Below are 18,992 nucleotides of genomic sequence, written 5' to 3'. Positions count from 1 at the left end.
ACGGCTTGACCAGTTCCAAATCGCTTATTTAATACAGATGTGATTGCCGCTGTTAATGTGGTTTTACCATGATCGACGTGACCAATTGTTCCAACATTTACATGGGGCTTATTTCTTTCAAATTTTGACTTTGCCATTTGTATTCTCCTTAAAAATCTAAAAATTATCGTTTTACTACTATGTCAATTTTAATTTATGATATAAAAATGGAGCCCTCATCCGGATTTGAACCGGAGACCCCCACCTTACCATGGTGGTGCTCTACCTACTGAGCTATGAGGGCTTATAATAAAATGGTGGGAGAAGATGGTTTCGAACCATCGTAGACGTCGTCAACGGATTTACAGTCCGCCCCCTTTAGCCACTCGGGCATTCTCCCACTTGCTTATTAATTCAGCTTCTCTATAATAGTTTGTTTTTTCATTTTTGTCAACTGTTTTCTATATTTTTTTGCCAATTTTTTTTCGAATTCGCTGTAAGGCATTGTCCACCGATTTATTACCGCAGTCCAAAGCCCGGGAAATTTCGTAGTAGGAGGCGCCCTGAATATAGTAAGCAAGGACTTTTTTTTCAAAACTGGATAATTCCCGTTTAACATCAATCATCAATTGTTCCAATTCTTCGGCTTTAATTAACTCCACCCCGGGTTCCACGCTTTTTTTTGCGGCCAGCCGGTCGATTATGATATTCTGGGGTTCTTCTTCCGACACGGCCGCATAAATTGATACTGAATTATTCAGTGGCATATGTTTCTGGCGGTTGGCTGAACTGATGGCAGTTTGGATTTGTCGTTCAACACAGAGATTGGCAAAGGTTGAAAACTGCGCTTCCCGATCCGGGCGAAAATCCCAAATCGCTTTGAGCAAACCAATCATCCCTTCCTGGATCAGATCTTCATTGTCCCCACCGACCAGGTAATAGGAGCGGGCCCGGATCAGGACATTTTTTCGATATTTTTCCAGCAAGAATTCTTCAGCTTCCTTGTCCCCCTGCTGGGCACGGTTTACAATTTCTAATTCTGATATTTTATCATTGTTAATCTTTACCATTTTGTCCTCGCATTATTCTTTAACGCGCATTTTGTTAAATTGATCCAGAGTCTCTGCATCTAAAAAATCACTGAGCTTGACCCCTTGCTTTTGCACACTTTTTTTCTTGTCATCACGAAAGTTTTTTAACGTTGCTTCCATATCCTGGATCAGCTCCCGTACCGGAACCCGTTCGGCGCCACTGGCCATCACCCTCTGCTGCAGGGTAAAATCCGATGTCACTACCCGCACGCTGTAAGCTTTAGGCAGGCTGTAAACCAGTTTTTCAATGTAGCTGTCGGCGGTTTTATTCTTTTCCGTAAAAACCACCTTGATCCGACCCACCAGCTCTTCGCGTTTTTCCAGGGTTTGCTGCTGATAGGCATCGAAAACAAGGATGGTTTCCCATCCTTTGAATCCGCTGTAGCCATTTAAATCATTGATCAGCTTTACCCGTGCCTCTTCCAGTTGGATTTCGGAAAGACGTTTTAAATCATCGGAACCGTGGATGACATTATAGCCATCCACAATTAATATGGTTTTCATTGAAATCGCTGTTTGGCAGCCTCTGCAAAAATGATCGCTGCTGCTGCCGAAGCATTAAAGGATTCGATCTCGCCATGGATGGGAATGGATACCGAAAAATCGCATTGTTTTTTAACTTTTTCGCTGATTCCGGTGCCTTCATTACCGATGACAATGGCCAGTGAGCCCTTATAGTCGGCTTTATAATAGGGATTACCCTTCATGTCAGTCGACATGATCCAGAACCCTTTTTTCTTGAGTTCATCAATCGTCTGGCTGAGATTCGTCACCTTGACAATCGGGGTGTGGGATACCGCGCCGGAAGATGCTTTTACCGAAACGGCTGTCAAAGAAGCAGATCGGCGGTTAGGAATGATCACTCCGTCAGCCCCGCAAATATTGGCACTCCTTATTATCGCCCCCAGATTATGGGGATCCGTCAAATGATCTAAAATAACAATAAAGGGGTCTCGTCCCTTAGCTTTGGCATGATTGAGGATATCCTGCAGATTACTGTACGGGAATGGCGCCATCAGCGCCACAATCCCCTGATGAACCTGACCGTCGGCCAGGTACTCCAGTCTTGCTTTTTCGACTGAATGGATAATGATATTCTGTTTTTTGGCCATATCGGTAATCTTTTTGAGAACGTGATCGGTGTTGTCTTTTAAGATCAATAATTTATCAATTTCCTGGCCGGAACGGAGGGCTTCCATAACCGGGTTTTTTCCCACAACTATAAACGTTTCTTCAGTTACGCCATCATCTTCGCGATTAAAACCCTCATGCTTGCGCGGCGGCTTCCGATCGTCAAAGCGACGGGGACCACGATCTTCTTTTGGTCCTCTGCTGTCAAATTTTCGCGGTTTTTTATCGTCCTTGGCGCCACGTTCTTCAAACTGGCGGGGCTTTTTATCTCCTTTTGAAGCGTTGTCGCTTTTCTTGCTTCGGGGCTTATCACTGGTCTTGCTGCTGTTTGATCGACTATTTGAAATTTTTTTCATCTTTTCACCTATTCTTTTATTTTTTTTCGATTTATTTCTAGATAAATCGATTCCGGCATTATTTCGCAGTATTATTCGTTTATTTCGGTTGTATCGTTAATGCTTTCTGCCGCTTCGTCCGGTTTTCGTTTGCGCGGTGGCAGCGGCCCATAATACTGGTAATAATGGGTCTTGATATCGCCATTATACAATTTTCTGTTTTTGGTTGATGCTTCGCCAAAGAATTTTTCAAACTTTTCATAACCAGTAATAATAAAATAAGACCAGTCCTCCAGACTTCGAAAGACCTTACCCATATCCCGATATAAACGCTGAATTTCTTTTTCTTCACCAATTCTCTCGCCATAAGGCGGATTGGTGATAATGACCCCATATTTTTTCTTGGTGGAAATCGACTGGACCGCTAATTTTTGAAAAGCAACCAGATCAGCGACCCCGGCCAGTTCGGCATTGGTTCGCGCCTGTTTCAGGGCGTCCGCATCACAGTCGGAGCCCAGCAGTAAAAATTCTTTATCGTTGATGGCCTCCCGGGCTTCCTGCCTGGCCTGTTCCCATAACTCAGCCGGAATGGCGTCCCAGGTTTCAGAAACAAAATCCCGCTTCAGACCGGGGGCAATATTTTTACCGATCAGCGCCGCTTCAATGACAATCGTTCCGGAACCGCAAAGGGGGTCCAGAAAAACGCGATCCGGCCGCCAGCGGGATAGATAAACCAGCGCTGCTGAGATGGTTTCTTTCAGCGGCGCCTCATTTCCATATTGACGGTACCCGCGCTTATTAAGACCCGAGCCACTGGTGTCAATGGACAGGGTGACCTCATCCTTGAGAATTTGAATATGAATGGGATACTTGCCGCCATTCTCATCAAACCATTCGACATGGTATTTTGATTTTAATCGTTCCACCACCGCTTTTTTGACAATTCGCTGCCCGTCAGATTTACTGAACAGGGTCGATTTGACGCTGGTGATTTTAGCCGCTGGAAATTCTCCATCAACGGGGATCCAGTTTTCCCATGGCAATGCCTTTGTTTTCTCAAACAATTCATCAAAGGTTTCGGCTTTAAAACGACCAATCTCCAGCAGCACCCGATCGGCACAGCGGAGCCACAGGTTTGAGCGGGGAATCGCTTCCAATGGTCCGGCGTAACGGATTTTTCCGTTCTCAACTTCCGTTACTTCGTATCCCAGTTTTTTTATTTCGTCCTTTACCACACTTTCGATTCCAAAAGCGACCGTGGCAATTAAATTTACTATTTTCGGCATTCATTTTTCCTTTATCGTTATTTTTTGATCCATTTTAACTATCAATATTACATTATAGCATATATTTTCAATTTATTCTTAAAAATATTCACATCACAACAAAAAAGCTAAAATAAAACACCGGCATGACCTTCGCATACCGGTGTTTGGGGTAATAAAAATTAATTTTCCTGAAATTTCTTTATTTCTTCATCCCGGCCAAAAACCAGAAATCCTTGATATTGTCCGTTATCCCAGGCAGCGATCTGTTTGCCGAATTTTTTCTTCATTGCCACCAGATTCACCAGAAAGCCTTTGCTCCGCCAGAGATCGCCGGTACCAATGACATCCACCATGTTACTGGTTTGGGGGTCGTAGAACAGAATCACAGCCGGGTCAATCTGCCGGGCATCTTGCTGTTCTTCCATGAGAATGGTTATAATCCGTTCGAAGCCAATCGAAAAACCAACCGCCGGCACCGAAACCTTGTTGTACTTCCCGATCATGTTGTCATAACGGCCGCCGCCGGCAATGGAATAGCCATAGGGGCCATAGCTGACTTCAAAGATCAGACCGGTGTAATAACCCATGCCCCGGATCAGCGAAAAATCAAAAACAACTTCAAATTGTTCTTTTGCCAGGGTTTTGACGGTATTGATCACTTCGGTCAATTCGCCAATGGCAGCGGCATCTTCCACCCACTGATCCAAATTGTCGAGATTGATACCAGTAACACAGGCCATCAGCTTGTCTACTTTTTCCTGCTCGTGTCCCTTTTCCAACAATTCGCCGGTTACTCCAGCGACTCCGATCTTATCCATTTTATCGAGTGAAATACAAACCGTTCCGACCTGATCCGCCGCAAATCCGGCCTTTATAATGACTTCACTGAGTAGCTGGCGATGATTCACTTTTATCGTGAACCCGGAAAATCCCATCGCCAACAGCGCTTTGGCGGTGGTATCCATCAGCTCAATCTCGGCCTGGACGGTGGGATCACCGATGATATCTATATCACATTGTTTAAAGGCCCGAAATCGTCCTTTTTGAGGTCGTTCCGCCCGAAAGACGTTACCAATCTGTATCGCCTTAAACGGCGTTTCCAGCCCTTCCTGATTGTTTGAATAAAAACGGCTTAGCGGTAAGGTCAAATCAAAGCGCAAACCCATATCACAAAGCTCCGACACCCTGGCATCCTGATTTAAGCTAAGCTTTTCACCACGTTTCAAAATGGTAAAAAGCATTTTTAAATTCTCGCCCCCGTCACTGCCCAGCAGCAATTCCAGATTTTCCATTACCGGAGTTTCAATCCGACTAAACCCATGAGAACGGTAGACTGCCAATATCTGTTGTTCCAACCGATCCCGAATTTTCATTTCCTCGGGTAAAATATCCCGGGTCCCTCTTACAGGTTTTGAACTGATCATCTGGTCACCTTCTATACTAAATTAATTTGCTTGAATGCTTTTTTGCCCTTTTTGAGAACAATTTTTCCATCTTTAAAATCTGCCGGGGTTACCAACAATTTAAAATCAGTTACTTTTTCGCCATTTAGCAGCACTCCGCCCTGTCCGATTAAGCGCCGTCCTTCACTGCGGGTCGGAATCAGTTTGGCCACTTCCAATAAGTCCACAATGTTCATTCCATCGCCCAGCTCTGTTTTTGTCAGTTCGACACTGGGTATCTCAGCATCCCCCTGATCTCCGGCAAAAAGTTTGCGGGCAGCATTTTGGGCTTCTTGGGCAGCTTCCGGGCCGTGAATAATCTCGGTGACCGTAAAGGCCAGGATTTCCTTGGCCTGGTTAATTTCAGAGTCTTTAAGAGCCCCCAGTCGACGGACCTCGTCCATCGGAATAAAGGTCAGCAGCGCCAGACATTTTTCCACATCGGCATCGGCAATATTTCGCCAGTACTGGTAAAATTCATAGGGCGATGTTTTGTCCGGATCCAGCCATAAGGCGCCTTTAGCGGTTTTCCCCATTTTGATCCCTTCGCTGGTGGTCAGCAGTGAAAAAGTCATGCCGAAGACCTGCTCGGCATCTTTACGGCGGACCAGTTCAACCCCAGCAATAATGTTGGACCACTGATCATTTCCGCCAAACTGCATCTTACAGCGCTGTTCTTTATGCAACACATAAAAATCATAAGCCTGAAGCAGCATATAATTGAATTCCAGAAAGGTCAGTCCTTTTTCCAACCGCGATTTATAACAATCCGCAGTCAGCATCCGATTGACGGAAAAATGCGCTCCGATTTCCCGTAAAAAATCGATGTAATTTAGGGGCAGCAGCCACTGGGCATTATTAAGCATCACCGCCTTATCATCTTCAAAAGTCAGAAATTTTTCAAAGACCTTTTTAAATTTTTCGCCATTTTCGGCAATCCGTTCCGGTGTCATTACCTGACGCATATCGGATCGGCCGGATGGATCGCCAATCATTGTGGTTCCTCCACCAATCAGCGCAATGGGGCGATGTCCATGCCGTTGCATGTGAGCCATAACCATGATCTGAATGAAATGTCCAATATGAAGGCTGTCTGCCGTTGGATCAAAGCCGATATAGAAAGAAACGGATTCTTCCGCCAGTAATTTTTTTATTTCCTCTTCGTGGGTGCATTGTTCAATAAACCCCCGCTCCTGCAATACGTCAAATACACTTTCCATTAATCTATGTCCTTTCCTTATTCAATGAGTTTTTCCCAGTAATTATGCTAATTTTTCTGTTGCTGATTATTCCAGTGGTTTCTCCAGCAGTTCTTTTTTATGTTCCCATCGGGTTAAGCCCTCTTCAAAAAAGACCTTAATCACGGCAAACACCGGAATGGCCACAAACATGCCCGGAATGCCAAAGAGACTGCCTCCGACAATAACCGAGAATAACACCCAGAAGGGATTGAGCTCGACAATTTTCCCCAGCACATTGGGGGCTAAAACATTGCCGTCAAACTGTTGCACAACAAGAATCCATATCCCTACCCAAAGGGCCTTGACCGGCTCATCGATAAAGGTAATAATGACGGCCGGAACCGCTCCGATAATTGGACCAAAGTAGGGAATCACATTGGTAATGGCCACAATCACCCCAAATAAAGGGGCGTATTCGACGCCAATCACCAACAGTCCCAGATAAAACAAAAATCCAATCAGCATCGATGTTAAAATTTTCCCGGTAAAGTACTTGTAAAAAATTTCATCAATGGTCAGGATCGCCCAGTGGGAGCCATTATACAAGGTTCTATTCAGCACCGCTTTGGCAAAGCGATCGACCTGATCACTGATTTTTTCTTTATCCAGCATCAAATAGAGTCCCACAAAAAAGACGATAAAGAAGCTGATGACAAAGCCGATGGTTCCCTTTAAAAACACAAAGGCAAAATTCCCGATGTTTTTAATGGAATCCGGATTTGCCCCAAAATATGAGGTGATCTGATTGAGCAAATCCATTGCCGTCATATTTTGAAGACTGTCAATGGCCACTTTCAGTTCGGTTAAAATATCCTTTGCGGCTCCGCCTTTGGCCAGACTCTCACCCAAGTAATTGTCAATAATTGTTAGATATTCGGGTGTTTGGGCAATCAGGCCGGTAAGGCTTTCAATCACTGACGGAATGGTGGCGTAAAAAAACAAGACAATTAAAATAATTGTGATCACATACACAATCAGGATTGAAATCAGCCGAATTGTCCGCTCGCGGTTCTGACTTTTGGGAATCGTCTTGAACACAAACTTTTCAATTCCCCGCATCGGCCTAAAAAGTAAATAGGCCAGCACCACTCCTGCAAGAATCGGCATCAGCACTTCTAATATGCCGGTAATCACTCCGACGATGGTACCGGTAACCACTGCAAAGTTATCCAATAATTTATATATCAAAAGCAGGATGAGGGCGCCAACTAAAAAGTAGCTATATTTTTTAACAAGTTCCATATCAATTTTAAATTTCACATGCTCCTCCGGTACCGTTTTTAACTCGATTTATATCTTAACATTTAACTTGAAAAATTTAAAGCAGTTTCAAATAGATTCTTAAATTATGATTAAACTAAAATAAAACAAGCATGAATTGAAGTTTTCCTTGTATTTTAAAGAAAATTATCATAATATTTTTATAGTCAATTCTTTACTAAGGAGAAACCATGATCTATATCGCTATTATCCTTTTTGCCATTTTCCTTGATCAGTATTCAAAATACCTGGTCATTGCACATATAAAACCAATTGATACACTGCCCCTGATTCCTGATGTTTTTCATTTAACCTATGTCGAAAATACCGGTGCCGCATTTAGTCTGATGACAAACAAACAGATTTTTTTAATTCTTATGACTTTGGTTTTTATTGGTGTATTAATTTATTTTTTAATTAAAATACCGGATACCAAAGAGAATCGAGTCATCAACATCTCCCTGGCCTTTATCATTGGTGGCGCTGCCGGTAATCTATTGGATCGACTGCGCCTCAATTTTGTGGTAGATTTTCTAGACTTCCGAGCAATCAAGTTTGCAATTTTTAATTTTGCCGATATATTTGTGGTGTGTGGCAGCATTGTACTTGTCATTGCCCTATTTAACAATAAGAATTTTTTGGAGAACAATGATTTCGGTCCCCTGGAATAAGCCCTAAAAATGAAGTTGGCCAAATAAAACGCTTCCCTGGATACAACAATGATTGTTTATCCCAGGGAAGCGTTTTTACGATCGATTTACTCTGTTTTTTCCAACAAACTGAGCATGCTGTCGCCGGTGGTATGGATGTGTTCGCAGGCGGCCAGATTGGCTTTTAAGCACTCACCCTTTTCAATCTGTCGGATTATTTCCATATGCTGATTTACCAGAGGGTTTTTGTCTTCAATACGATGGACATATTCTGCCCGAAACCGTTGCATCTGCTCTCGGAGACTATTGATCATTGTCTGTAATTTCACATTTTTCGATGCTATATAAATCGTCTCATGAATATGCATGTCATGTTTAATGATGCCCTCTTCGTCATTATGCAGGGCCGATTCGCCGAATCGCTCATTGGCTTCATAAAGCCTGCCAATTTCCTCTTTCGTGGCATTCGTGGCCGCCAGCTCAGCTGCCAGACCTTCAAGAGCCCGCCTTATTTCCATCATTTCTTTGAGGTCATTCACCGACATCGGGGTCACATAAACACCCTTTCTTGGCACCATTTTTACCAGTCCTTCAAGTTCAAGCTTTCTGATCGATTCTCTCACCGGCGTTCTGCTGACCCCCATTTGTTCAGCCAGCTGAACCTCCATTAAACGTTGTCCCGGCTGAAGTTCGCCGGTAATAATGGCACAGCGAATGGTTTCAAAAACAATTTCCCGCAATGGCTTACAGGAACTTATATCAAGACTTAAACCTTTTTTCTCATTCCACATCGTTTTCTCCTTCATTTTCTGCTGTTTTACTAAAAAAACACATCGTATATTTTCCTTTAAATTGTTGCCAGGATCGTACTGCTAATTGTTGATCCGGATAATAACCAATAACCGTGGACCCGCTGCCGGTCATGATGGCGGCCAGGGCTCCCTGCGCTAACATTTCTTTTTTAATCATTTCTATTTCAGGATAGTCGGCAAAGGCAATTGCTTCAAAGACATTTCCCACAGTCTCTTTCAAGCCATCGTAACGTTCATCTTCCAGTAACTCAATAATCGCCGCGATATCCGGATGTTTTTCAATGGTCGAGTCGTCCAGTTTTTTAAAGGCCCAGGGTGTGGCGATATCAATGTCCGGCTTCACCACCAGAACAGCCATCTTTCGCAGATCTTTTATGGGTGTTATTTTTTCCCCGATACCTTCCACCAGAGCCGTGCCGCCAACCAGACAATAGGGTACATCTGCCCCAATGGTTACGCCAATTGCCAAAAGCTCCGACTGTGAAAGCCCCAGTTGCCAAAGCACATTCAGACCCTTTAAGGTTGCCGCGGCATCGCTGCTGCCGCCGGCCAGGCCGGCCTGAGCCGGAATGCGCTTTTCCAGATAAATTTTAACCCCCTGTTTGACATTGAACTGACGGTGAAGTTTTCGAGCTGCCTTAATCACCAAATTTCTTTCGTCCAGGGGAATGGTATTCTCATTGGAAGTCAGGATAATCCCCTCATCACAGGATTCAAAGGTCAGCACATCATTCAAATCGATGGAATGATTTATCATTTTCATCTCATGATATCCATCTTCCCGAACGCCGATGACATCCAAAGATAGATTTACTTTTGCTCTGGCTTTTAGCATAACCTTATTCATGTTCCCTCACATTGCACTCATAATATTGTATACTTTATCCATTATATCATAATCTATCTTTTATTGGAATAAAAAATCATGGTTACAACCTGGTTTTATAGTGTATAATCAAGGCATTACTTTCCTGAAAGGTTCCGCCATGCTAGCTCAACATATTCATGCTATTATTTTTGATTTTGATGGTACCCTTGTCGATTCCATGAATCTCTGGCACCAGATCGATGTCGATTTTCTCAGGCGCCGCGGTCTTCTCTGTCCCAATGATTTGTCCATGGCGATCTCCGGAAAAAGTTTTACCGAAACCGCTGAATACTTTAAAGAACGGTTTTTGCTTCCCGATTCCATCGCCGAAATCAAGGCCGAATGGGACGAGATGTCCCGGAACGCCATTCTCAACGAAATTGGTTTCAAACCTGGAGCGCTACCCTTTTTATCCTGGGTTGATGCCCACGCTATCCCCATGGCGATAGCCACTTCTAATACCCGGTCAACTCTTGAACTTTTTTTACCACAATACGGTATTGATCAATATTTTCATTCGTTGCACTTTACCTGCGAAGTGGGACGGGGCAAACCCCATCCCGACGTTTTTCTTGCTGCTGCTAAAGCCCTTGATGTTTTACCCGAGCACTGTCTGGTATTTGAAGACACTCTTGAAGGAATTCACGGTGCCCGGTCGGCAGGGATGACAGTAATTTCCGTCGATGATGCCCTTCAATCCCATCGGTTGGACCGCATCAAGGAATCCAGTCTTCACCATATTCAAAGTTTCCGGGAACTCATGACCCCTGAATTCAGCAAACATTTTCATAGGAGATTAAGCCATGCCGATTCATTTTGATAACGATTGGGAACAACCCATTCAACAGGAATTAAAAACCGAATATTATCTGAAGCTTCGACATTTTCTGATTAAAGAATATCAAAGCCGGGTGGTTTATCCGCCCATGCATGATATTTTCAACGCCTTTCACCTGACGCCATTATCGCAGACCAAGGTTTGTATTATCGGTCAGGACCCCTATCATGGTCCGGGACAAGCCCATGGACTGGCTTTTTCGGTCAAACCCGGGGTCTCGATCCCCCCTTCGCTGCTAAACATCTATAAAGAACTGGAAACCGATTTGGGATGCCCCATTCCCAGCCATGGCTGTTTAACCACCTGGGCTGAGCAAGGGGTGCTGCTGCTCAACGCCGTTCTGACCGTCCGGGGCGGTGAAGCCGGTTCCCACCGAAATTCAGGTTGGGAGATTTTCACCAGCCGGATCATTGAACGATTAAACACCCGGGCAGAACCAGTTATTTTTGTTCTCTGGGGTCGCGATGCTCAAAATAAAAAAGCCCTGATTACCAACCCCCGGCATCCCATCATCGCATCTCCTCATCCCAGTCCATTATCGGCCCATCGGGGATTTTTCGGCAGTCGTCCTTTTTCCAGAGCAAACGTGCTACTGAAAGCCATGGATATCCCCCCCATTGACTGGTGTATTAAAAATCTTGATTTTCCTGTTAGCGAAAAAGAATGGCTCTGATAATTAAATCAGAGCCATTCTTTTTCGCAGATCGATTATTTCTTCCAGACTGAGCTGACCAGGGGCTGTTTTCCCGACCCCCGCCGCAAAGGTCAGGGAACCGCCGCACAGATCGGGTGCGATTCGGGTGATTGACCCCAATGATCCCATCGCAATGGCAATCATCGGTTTCCGGGATTTTTCGTTATAAGTAAGGGTTGCCTGGATTAAATGGCGAACGTCATCCATTGTCTGCGGCATCACCGCCAGTTTAAGGACATCGCCGCCTGCTTCTTCCATTACCCTGAAAACAGCGCTTATTTCCTCTTCAGCCGGGGTTTTCTCAAAGTTATGATGGGAAACCAGCCACCTCGTTTCACTCGCTTTTAAAGCCTCTATAATTCGCTCCCGAAAAGCCGGCTCACTATTAAGTTCCACGTCCACATAGTCGACCCGGTTACTTTTTATCGCAGCAATCATTGCAGCTGCCCGGATCTCATCCGGAGTTTCACAAATGCCGCCTTCCAGATGACTGCGATAGGTATAAATAAGTCCCTGATCAGGCATTCTGGTTTTTATTTCATTTAACAGCTCCTGTTCTTCGGCAGCCGTAAGCAGCTCCCCCGGCATAAAATGATCCCGGCGCCACTCTAAAAAATCACAGCCATTTGCTACCCCCACCTCAACATCAGCCAATAATTCATTTCGATTGGCACTGATCAATGGAATACACGAGATAAAGGTGTTTTTTCTGATTAATTTAAATGCTTTTTTTGTCTTCATAAAACTCTTCCTTTCAAATCTATGATTCATCATTGTAAAAGCGTCAACAATGCGACTATTTACTTCTGGTTTAACAGTCCGATATTCTTGATTTCCACGGAGATGGTGCCATCCGGGTTGTTTTTAAACTCAATGATGTCATTTCGCTTTAGCTGATCCATGGGAATACTGATTTCAATGCCCGTATCCGTAACAAACTTTTGTTTGCCAAAGATCTTCTTTTCAATATTCGGGGTGACCGGGATCTTCTTTTCATAGAGTCCTTTTTCTTCCAAAGACGATCTAAAACGATCCTGAATGGTCGAATCCCCGTCAAAAACCGTTTTAGCCAGATTATCCACGTCGATTTCGCTTTCGGTTTCATAATCATCAGCCAGCACCGTTTTAGCGGCATTCAGCTTTTCATAATCGCCACCATATTCTCTGACTATCACTTCCTTGACTGTTTTATCGATAATGTCGAAGGCTTCTTTTTCCGAAATCGCCGGCTCACAAAAAATTAATTGACTGGAAATATAATAGTCCTTCTCATTATTGATCGGATATTTTTTTTCCTTGATCAGAACCTCATCACTGGCCAGATTGATGAGAATAAATTCATCCAGTTTCTGACTTTCCGTTGGTAGCACACATGGCTGTACCAGGATATCATTGGTCAGACCATTGTCGGTATTCACATAGTGGATATAACCCTGTTTATAGTTAAACTTGAAAATGCCCAAATAGGTTTCATGTTCGACATTGAAGTCCACAAAAACCAGATCGGCGGATGGAATTTCAATGTTTTCCAGCATATAATCGAAAAACAGCTGGGATACTTCTGAACTGACCCGAATCAGCTCATGGGGATTATTTTTGTAATCAATGATTCGTTCTTTAAAAGGACTGCCCGAACGAAAGACCGTTCGTTTGATCTCCGGATCTTTCATCGATCTTTCCACATGTTTTTCCACATATTCTTTAACTAATACGGTCATGTTCAGGAGCATATCCGATAACACCGGGATATTGGCGTTGGTATCTAATACATGTAAGATCGCTTTGTTAATACTCATTTCTAACTTCATTTTATTTTCCTATTCTGATTTTGTCTTATCTTATCATAACTTATTAACTACTTTTGCGCAAATAAAAAACAGCCACGGATGACTGTTTAAGCACGTTTATGGTACGCCCAGAGGGGCTCGAACCCCCAACCTACTGGTTCGAAGCCAGGCACTCTATCCAATTGAGCTATGGGCGCACATAAGTAGGTTAAAAAAGAATGATCCGGGCTCTGCCCAAATCGCTTCAGATTTATTAAATTTTGGAGCGGAAGACGAGATTTGAACTCGCGACCCTCGCCTTGGCAAGGCGATGCTCTACCACTGAGCCACTTCCGCTTATAACTGGTGCGGATGAAGGGACTTGAACCCATACATCAATTGATACTAGATCCTAAGTCTAGCGCGTCTGCCAATTCCGCCACATCCGCTAAGCAATGTTGTTTTCTGTAACGTGCCTGATTATAATAACAAAACACATGGGTTTTGTCAACCCGTTTTGATATTTTTTTCGTTTTTTTTTATTTATTCAATGCTATCTTTAAACAGATCCATAATATTGCTCTTGGATCCGTAAATTAAAACCCGGTCTCCCTGTTTAATCTGATCAGACGCAATGACATGATCCATAATCGTATTGCCCCGCTTTATTAACAGAATATTTAATTTGTAGGTGTGGCGAAAATTCATTTCCAGCAAGGTTTTACCTTTGATTTCCGGGGGAATACAGGTTACAAAAACCTCGGCAATGAGCTTGTCATGAAACATCTCTAAAACACGAACATTGTTACAGAAGGTACCCTTCTTTTTATTCTTCGCCAGTCGCTCTACCAGTTCATCGAATTTTCTGACAATCCATTTGGATCGAGTTATTACGAGAATCACCACAAGAAAAATAAGTGAATAAAGAATCGTCATCCAATTGATCTGATCGCCGGAAGAACGAAAAAACAAATTGACTAAAAGAGAAACCCCGGACACCGCAAAAAGATAACCAAACAGCATCATCACTCTGGCCAGATTGCGCCTTGCCGCCGAATTAAGAATCAGTTCACTTTCCCTGGTGGTGAAGCCGCTGTTAGTCATGCAGGACACTGCCTGGAAACGGGCTTTATCCTCCCTTAAACCGGTGAGGCGGAAAAGGACCGTAAATATCTCCACCACGATGAAATAAGCAATTATCAGGACAAAAAAACTGACAAGCGATAAATTAAAACTCATGCTCCTCCTTTTTCATAAGGTCATCTATCTGACCATTATCCCGGTCTGACCTTCCGACTCCTATTATGCCGGATATTACCGTTTAAATCAAGTCTCGTCGTTTATTGATATGATTTTTCAATTCACTGGGGGTGTTTAAGTTGCAGAACATATCCCAATCCGGGCTGAACTCCCGACCTGTTTTCTCATCAATGTAATATAAGTTCTCAACTTCAAAACACTGATAGATACTTTTACGGCCGGTTTCTAGGAAGGTCGCCACTTTTGGCGCAAGGTCAACCTGATAAAAAGAATTAAAGGGTTCAATCCAATCTTCAAAACGCGTGACACAACCGCCAACTCCCGGATTATCTTCGATCAGACACTTCATGTATACCACATAATCATGATTATAAACTGGCATATCACATGCTGTTACGTATAGATACTCCGATCGGGAATGCAAAAGACCGGTGTAGATGCCAACCAGGGATGCTGACAGCTCCACTGCATCCGGATAAACGCCCCGGACTGCCGAAATGTCCGGAAGATCTTCCGGTTTTGATCCGGCAATGATGATATCATCAAAATCATCAGAAAGCTGTTTGACAATGCGATCGATGATGTTTTCACCACCAATCCGCAATTGTTTTTTATCATATCCCATCCGTCGGCTGAGCCCCCCTGACAAGATCACAGCTGTACCAAATTTTTTCAAACCCTGCCTCCTTTAATCGAAAAAGGGTGCTTACGCACCCTCTTCATGGTTTAGTGAAACCTTACTTACTGATATTAACTTTGACCACTTTAAATGGCGGAATTTTGGCCACTGGATCCAGTTCTCCACCGGTCAGATAATTGGCTCCGTTATTCCCATAATGGAACGGCATGAAAAGATTGGCTTCCATTACGCCTGGGTTAAATCGCGTTTTGGCTGAAACATTTCCTCTTGGAGATGTAACAGTAATGAAGTCACCTTCATTGATGCCATAATTTTTAGCTGTTTCTGGATTGATTTCAACAAATGGTTCGCCCGCAATCTCCTGGATACCAGGAGTACGCATGGTCATCGTGCGAGTATGATAATGTTCAAGAATTCTACCGGTCATTAAGATCAGTGGATAGTCTTCATCGGCCTGATCTTGCGGCGGAATATAATCCGCAATCGCGAACCAACCCTTACCACGTGTAAACAAGCCTTTGTGTAAGAATCTGGCACCTTCAGAATCCTTGCTTAAGCAAGGCCATTGAATGCGATCCCCATTTCTCAGTCGTTCATGGGAAACACCCGTGTAGCTTGGCGTTACTGAGGCAATCTCTTCCATGATTTCTTCGGCACTGGTAAAATCAAAGCCTTTAGCACCCAGTTTCTGAGCAATTAACGAAATAATTTCCCAGTCATTTTTTGCATCCCCAGGAGCTTCGACGGCTTTTCTTAATAGTTGGATCCGCCGTTCGGTATTGGTGAAGGTCCCATCTTTTTCAGCATAAACAAAAGCTGGCAAGATAACATCAGCATATTCGGTCGTTTCCGTTAAGAAAATATCCTGTACCACCACGAAGTTTCCTTTTTCCAGTGCATGTTTAACATGATTAGTATCTGGATCTGAAACGACTGGGTTTTCACCCATGACATATAGGAATTTAACCGTTCCATCACCAACCCCGTTAATAATCTCGGTCAATGTTTTTCCGGCGTTTGTCGGTAATTTCAAGCCCCAGGCTTTTTCAAATTTTTCAGCAACTTCCGGAACTGCTATTTTCTGATATCCCGGCAGATCTCCCGGCAAGGCTCCCATATCACAGGCACCCTGAACGTTATTCTGGCCACGAAGTGGGTTTACGCCACAACCTTCCCGACCGATTTTTCCGGTCAGCATTGCTAAATTACCAACCGACATAACGCCGTCAGTACCAGAATTATGTTGGGTAACCCCCATCGAATAGAAGATGCCGCCTTTATCCTTGGTTGCATAGAGAAGCGCCGCTTTACGCATGTCTTCAGGATCAACTCCACAAATTTCGGCACAGCCTTCAACTGTGATGGTATCCATGAATTCACGGAATTCCTCATAGCCTTCAGTACGCTCTTTACAAAAATCAATCGCTTCTGCTTCAGCGTCTAAAATTGCCCGCATCATCCCGTTCAAAAGAGGTACATTTGTCCCTGGTTTGATTTGTAGGAATACATCAGCGTATTTTGCCAACTCGATTTTTCGGGGTTCGGCGACAATCAGGGCTGCCCCTTTTTGTTGGCGCTGTTTGATTTTTGCGCCAATAACCGGATGGGTTTCGGTCGTATTAGAACCGGTAACAAATATGACGTCCATGATATCGATCTCGTCAATACTATTGGTCATTGCACCACTACCAAAGGATTTGGCCAAGCCGGCAACGGTTGAGGCATGACAAAGTCGGGCACAGTGATCAACATTGTTGGTTTCTCCAACAGTCCGGATAAACTTCTGGAAGACATAATTATCTTCATTGGTACAACGTGCTGATGACAGACCTGCCACCGCTTGCGGACCTTCGGCTTTTGCTTCTTTAAGCTTCTCTGCTACTAAAGTTAACGCTTCTTCCCAGCTCGCTTCTTCCAATACCCCATTCTTTCGGATTAATGGTGTCGTCAGACGGTCTGGACTGCTGACGAAATCGTAGGCAAAACGCCCTTTGACACACAGCAGATTATCATTGACATTTCCCTCAGTACTATAAACGTCAGTAATTTTGTTGTCAACTACTTTTAAATTCAAGGTACAGCCAACACCGCAGTAAGGACAGACAGTCTGAACCGTTTTCGCATATGCGAATGGTTTAAACTGTTTTGGTGCCAAAGCGCCAGTCGGACAGACAGCAATACAGTTACCGCAGCTGACACATTCTGACTTACCTCTGGGGGTTTCAAAGACCGGATTAATATTGGTTTCATAACCGCGGTCACATTGTGCTAAAATGTGGTTGCATTGAAGATGCTCACACACTTTGATACAGCGATTACAAAGTACACATTTGTTGGGATCATAGGTATAGAACGGATTTGAATCGTCGATAGGTTTTGCCATCACCCGTTCGGTCCCAAATTCTTTGATTGGATCATATTCAATACAATTTGCATTAAATTCCACAAATTCACAACAACCATATTTATAACATGTCATACAGTCAAATGTATGATCTGACATAAGCATTTTTAATACAAAACGGCGTGCTTCTCTTACCTCCGGCGTATTGGTATTAACCACCATACCTTCCGCTGCTGGGGTTGAACAGGAAGTTTCGAGTCTTCTTGCTCCAACGACTTCGACGAGGCACATGCGGCAGCTGCCTTCTGGTGTGAAGTCTTTAAAATTACATAATGTCGGGATATCGATACCTATGGAACGAGCTGCCTTAAGTATTGTAGTTCCTGATTCGACACTAACTTTTTGTCCATCAATTGTCAAATTAACCATAAAATTATTTCTCCCTTCTTTTAGGACTCTATTATATTCTATAATACTAATTTTGTCATTGATGTTTTTTAGCTAATAATTATTTTAAGATATTCATTTAAGCTTTGAATATTTATTCATTTGAAAATCATCGATAATCCCAGTACCATGGGATTATGTAATGTTTTTTTAAACAATTACGAACTAGGATTCGTTCAAATCATTAGTTTGTGATATAACTAACGAAATTTAAACGTCAATAAAATACCCGTTTAAAAAATACCCGTCATTCTAGGGGTAATCTAGCGACAGCAGCTCCTGGTTGCTATTTAAACTCCTACAAATTATTTACAGCTTTGCCTACTTTTTTAATTTTCATGATAATTATTTTCGAAGTAGATTGATTTTTAGATCTCAGTCAATTCTCAATACATGGCTTCAATTATTCGCCTTCATTCATCTCTCTTATTAAGGAAACAAATAAAGAGTGTAAAATTGCTATGCGCAACTTTACACTCATGGTTTCGATGTGGCTATTATCTTAATATGGAGCGGAAGACGGGATTCGAACCCGCGACCCCCGGCTTGGGAAGCCAGTGCTCTACCACTGAGCCACTTCCGCAACGGTATTATTATAACAATTAATTTATTACACTGCAAGCATTTAGTTCTACCAATGCAATTTTTTTATTGGATCCTATCCACTATCCCATTGAGCTAAAACATCGTTTCGTCTCAACATTTTAGTTGATACGATGCTTCTTGGTTTTTCAGCGTCTGTTTTTTTATCCCAAGGCAGGATATCGTCATTTTGCCAGTATTTTGTAAGCGTCAAATACAGCCCACATTGAAAAGCAGTCCAATTGATGAGATAATGTTCTCACAAAAGGACTGCTTTTTTATAGCGGTTATTCTTTATTGATAGTTGACCGGCATTCTTCCGGCAGTGTCTCAGACCAGGGTAA

18 protein-coding genes and 6 tRNA genes are annotated in these 18,992 nt (G+C 43.2%); 3 read left to right on the top strand and 21 right to left on the bottom strand.

Annotation, left to right across the window (positions count from 1 at the left end; all coding sequences use genetic code 11):
• From ACEW8F_RS02070 to ACEW8F_RS02025, 10 genes are all read right to left on the bottom strand, one after another.
• The coding region (locus ACEW8F_RS02070) for a GTP-binding protein (protein WP_373481812.1) at positions 1-137 on the bottom strand (137 nt) is incomplete at its 3' end.
• 70 nt (positions 138-207) lie between these two features.
• A tRNA-Thr gene (locus ACEW8F_RS02065) sits at positions 208-283 on the bottom strand.
• 11 nt (positions 284-294) lie between these two features.
• Positions 295-379, bottom strand: a tRNA-Tyr gene (locus tag ACEW8F_RS02060).
• Positions 380-440: 61 nt separating this feature from the next.
• A complete protein-coding gene (sigH, locus tag ACEW8F_RS02055; protein WP_373481811.1) occupies positions 441-1,049 on the bottom strand; it encodes an RNA polymerase sporulation sigma factor SigH in 609 nt (202 codons plus the stop codon).
• 12 nt (positions 1,050-1,061) lie between these two features.
• Positions 1,062-1,574: an NYN domain-containing protein gene (locus ACEW8F_RS02050; protein WP_373481810.1), complete on the bottom strand. Its 513-nt coding sequence runs from the start codon at positions 1,572-1,574 to the stop codon at positions 1,062-1,064.
• Positions 1,571-2,557: a 23S rRNA (guanosine(2251)-2'-O)-methyltransferase RlmB gene (gene rlmB / locus ACEW8F_RS02045; RefSeq protein ID WP_373481809.1), complete on the bottom strand. Its 987-nt coding sequence runs from the start codon at positions 2,555-2,557 to the stop codon at positions 1,571-1,573. The genes ACEW8F_RS02050 and rlmB overlap by 4 nt, the downstream gene beginning before the upstream one ends.
• 71 nt (positions 2,558-2,628) lie before the next feature.
• Positions 2,629-3,822, bottom strand: a complete 1,194-nt coding sequence (locus ACEW8F_RS02040) for a class I SAM-dependent RNA methyltransferase (protein WP_373481808.1) — start codon at positions 3,820-3,822, stop codon at positions 2,629-2,631.
• A gap of 161 nt (positions 3,823-3,983) precedes the next feature.
• Positions 3,984-5,228, bottom strand: coding sequence for a histidine--tRNA ligase (hisS, locus tag ACEW8F_RS02035; RefSeq protein ID WP_373481807.1), 1,245 nt, complete (start codon positions 5,226-5,228; stop codon positions 3,984-3,986).
• Positions 5,229-5,239: 11 nt separating this feature from the next.
• Positions 5,240-6,466 carry a tyrosine--tRNA ligase gene (gene tyrS, locus ACEW8F_RS02030; RefSeq protein WP_373481806.1) on the bottom strand — a complete coding sequence of 409 codons (1,227 nt, stop codon included), beginning with the start codon at positions 6,464-6,466 and terminating at the stop codon, positions 5,240-5,242.
• Between the two features lie 66 nt (positions 6,467-6,532).
• Complete coding sequence (locus ACEW8F_RS02025; RefSeq protein WP_373481805.1) at positions 6,533-7,747, bottom strand: AI-2E family transporter; 1,215 nt, start codon at positions 7,745-7,747, stop codon at positions 6,533-6,535.
• Positions 7,748-7,938: 191 nt separating this feature from the next.
• On the opposite strand from ACEW8F_RS02025, the gene lspA reads away from it, so the two are divergent.
• Positions 7,939-8,418, top strand: a complete 480-nt coding sequence (lspA, locus tag ACEW8F_RS02020) for a signal peptidase II (RefSeq protein WP_373481804.1) — start codon at positions 7,939-7,941, stop codon at positions 8,416-8,418.
• An 86-nt stretch (positions 8,419-8,504) separates the two neighbouring features.
• Here the strand turns inward: lspA and ACEW8F_RS02015 are convergent, their stop codons facing one another.
• Together ACEW8F_RS02015 and ispE are read right to left on the bottom strand one after the other, a co-directional pair.
• The gene (locus ACEW8F_RS02015) at positions 8,505-9,188 is read right to left on the bottom strand and encodes a GntR family transcriptional regulator (RefSeq protein WP_373481803.1); all 684 of its coding nucleotides are present in this window, start codon (positions 9,186-9,188) and stop codon (positions 8,505-8,507) included.
• Entirely contained in the window at positions 9,178-10,056 is an 879-nt protein-coding gene (gene ispE / locus ACEW8F_RS02010) for a 4-(cytidine 5'-diphospho)-2-C-methyl-D-erythritol kinase (RefSeq protein ID WP_373481802.1), read from the bottom strand. Before ispE ends, ACEW8F_RS02015 begins: the two co-directional genes overlap by 11 nt.
• A gap of 139 nt (positions 10,057-10,195) precedes the next feature.
• Here ispE and ACEW8F_RS02005 point away from each other — a divergent pair, with 139 nt between their 5' ends.
• Positions 10,196-10,897: an HAD family hydrolase gene (locus ACEW8F_RS02005; RefSeq protein WP_373481801.1), complete on the top strand. Its 702-nt coding sequence runs from the start codon at positions 10,196-10,198 to the stop codon at positions 10,895-10,897.
• The gene (locus ACEW8F_RS02000) at positions 10,881-11,588 is read left to right on the top strand and encodes a uracil-DNA glycosylase (RefSeq protein WP_373481800.1); all 708 of its coding nucleotides are present in this window, start codon (positions 10,881-10,883) and stop codon (positions 11,586-11,588) included. Before ACEW8F_RS02005 ends, ACEW8F_RS02000 begins: the two co-directional genes overlap by 17 nt.
• Before the next feature lie 3 nt (positions 11,589-11,591).
• Here the strand turns inward: ACEW8F_RS02000 and aroD are convergent, their stop codons facing one another.
• The 9 genes from aroD to ACEW8F_RS01955 form a co-directional block, all read right to left on the bottom strand.
• Positions 11,592-12,350 carry a type I 3-dehydroquinate dehydratase gene (gene aroD / locus ACEW8F_RS01995; protein ID WP_373481799.1) on the bottom strand — a complete coding sequence of 253 codons (759 nt, stop codon included), beginning with the start codon at positions 12,348-12,350 and terminating at the stop codon, positions 11,592-11,594.
• A 59-nt stretch (positions 12,351-12,409) separates the two neighbouring features.
• On the bottom strand, positions 12,410-13,417 hold the full coding sequence (locus ACEW8F_RS01990; protein WP_373481798.1) for a nucleoid-associated protein: 1,008 nt from the start codon (positions 13,415-13,417) through the stop codon (positions 12,410-12,412).
• A 99-nt stretch (positions 13,418-13,516) separates the two neighbouring features.
• A tRNA-Arg gene (locus ACEW8F_RS01985) sits at positions 13,517-13,593 on the bottom strand.
• 64 nt (positions 13,594-13,657) lie between these two features.
• Positions 13,658-13,732, bottom strand: a tRNA-Gly gene (locus tag ACEW8F_RS01980).
• A gap of 7 nt (positions 13,733-13,739) precedes the next feature.
• Positions 13,740-13,824, bottom strand: a tRNA-Leu gene (locus tag ACEW8F_RS01975).
• A 94-nt stretch (positions 13,825-13,918) separates the two neighbouring features.
• Positions 13,919-14,614 (bottom strand): TrkA C-terminal domain-containing protein, encoded by a 696-nt coding sequence (locus ACEW8F_RS01970; protein ID WP_373481797.1) that lies wholly within the window; start codon positions 14,612-14,614, stop codon positions 13,919-13,921.
• An 82-nt stretch (positions 14,615-14,696) separates the two neighbouring features.
• Positions 14,697-15,311 (bottom strand): molybdenum cofactor guanylyltransferase, encoded by a 615-nt coding sequence (locus ACEW8F_RS01965; RefSeq protein ID WP_373481796.1) that lies wholly within the window; start codon positions 15,309-15,311, stop codon positions 14,697-14,699.
• A 61-nt stretch (positions 15,312-15,372) separates the two neighbouring features.
• On the bottom strand, positions 15,373-18,048 hold the full coding sequence (gene fdhF, locus ACEW8F_RS01960; protein ID WP_373481795.1) for a formate dehydrogenase subunit alpha: 2,676 nt from the start codon (positions 18,046-18,048) through the stop codon (positions 15,373-15,375).
• Between the two features lie 526 nt (positions 18,049-18,574).
• Positions 18,575-18,649 (bottom strand) — tRNA-Gly (locus ACEW8F_RS01955).
• Positions 18,650-18,992 lie beyond the last annotated feature (343 nt).

The organism is Acetobacterium sp. (assembly GCF_041752335.1).
GTDB lineage: Bacteria > Bacillota > Clostridia > Eubacteriales > Eubacteriaceae > Acetobacterium.
Note: the sequence above shows the minus strand (reverse complement) of the source record. Positions and strands in the feature narration are given on the sequence as shown.

What these genes read in the sequence shown, in the direction of transcription:
- ACEW8F_RS02050 (WP_373481810.1), bottom strand. Translation starts at nt 1,574, where the DNA reads ATGAAAACCATATTAATTGTGGATGGCTATAATGTCATCCACGGTTCC.
- aroD (WP_373481799.1), bottom strand. Translation starts at nt 12,350, where the DNA reads ATGAAGACAAAAAAAGCATTTAAATTAATCAGAAAAAACACCTTTATC.
- rlmB (WP_373481809.1), bottom strand. Translation starts at nt 2,557, where the DNA reads ATGAAAAAAATTTCAAATAGTCGATCAAACAGCAGCAAGACCAGTGAT.
- ACEW8F_RS02000 (WP_373481800.1), top strand. Translation starts at nt 10,881, where the DNA reads ATGCCGATTCATTTTGATAACGATTGGGAACAACCCATTCAACAGGAA.
- fdhF (WP_373481795.1), bottom strand. Translation starts at nt 18,048, where the DNA reads ATGGTTAATTTGACAATTGATGGACAAAAAGTTAGTGTCGAATCAGGA.
- tyrS (WP_373481806.1), bottom strand. Translation starts at nt 6,466, where the DNA reads ATGGAAAGTGTATTTGACGTATTGCAGGAGCGGGGGTTTATTGAACAA.
- ispE (WP_373481802.1), bottom strand. Translation starts at nt 10,056, where the DNA reads ATGAATAAGGTTATGCTAAAAGCCAGAGCAAAAGTAAATCTATCTTTG.
- ACEW8F_RS02040 (WP_373481808.1), bottom strand. Translation starts at nt 3,822, where the DNA reads ATGCCGAAAATAGTAAATTTAATTGCCACGGTCGCTTTTGGAATCGAA.
- hisS (WP_373481807.1), bottom strand. Translation starts at nt 5,228, where the DNA reads ATGATCAGTTCAAAACCTGTAAGAGGGACCCGGGATATTTTACCCGAG.
- ACEW8F_RS02015 (WP_373481803.1), bottom strand. Translation starts at nt 9,188, where the DNA reads ATGTGGAATGAGAAAAAAGGTTTAAGTCTTGATATAAGTTCCTGTAAG.
- lspA (WP_373481804.1), top strand. Translation starts at nt 7,939, where the DNA reads ATGATCTATATCGCTATTATCCTTTTTGCCATTTTCCTTGATCAGTAT.
- ACEW8F_RS01970 (WP_373481797.1), bottom strand. Translation starts at nt 14,614, where the DNA reads ATGAGTTTTAATTTATCGCTTGTCAGTTTTTTTGTCCTGATAATTGCT.
- sigH (WP_373481811.1), bottom strand. Translation starts at nt 1,049, where the DNA reads ATGGTAAAGATTAACAATGATAAAATATCAGAATTAGAAATTGTAAAC.
- ACEW8F_RS02005 (WP_373481801.1), top strand. Translation starts at nt 10,196, where the DNA reads ATGCTAGCTCAACATATTCATGCTATTATTTTTGATTTTGATGGTACC.
- ACEW8F_RS01990 (WP_373481798.1), bottom strand. Translation starts at nt 13,417, where the DNA reads ATGAAGTTAGAAATGAGTATTAACAAAGCGATCTTACATGTATTAGAT.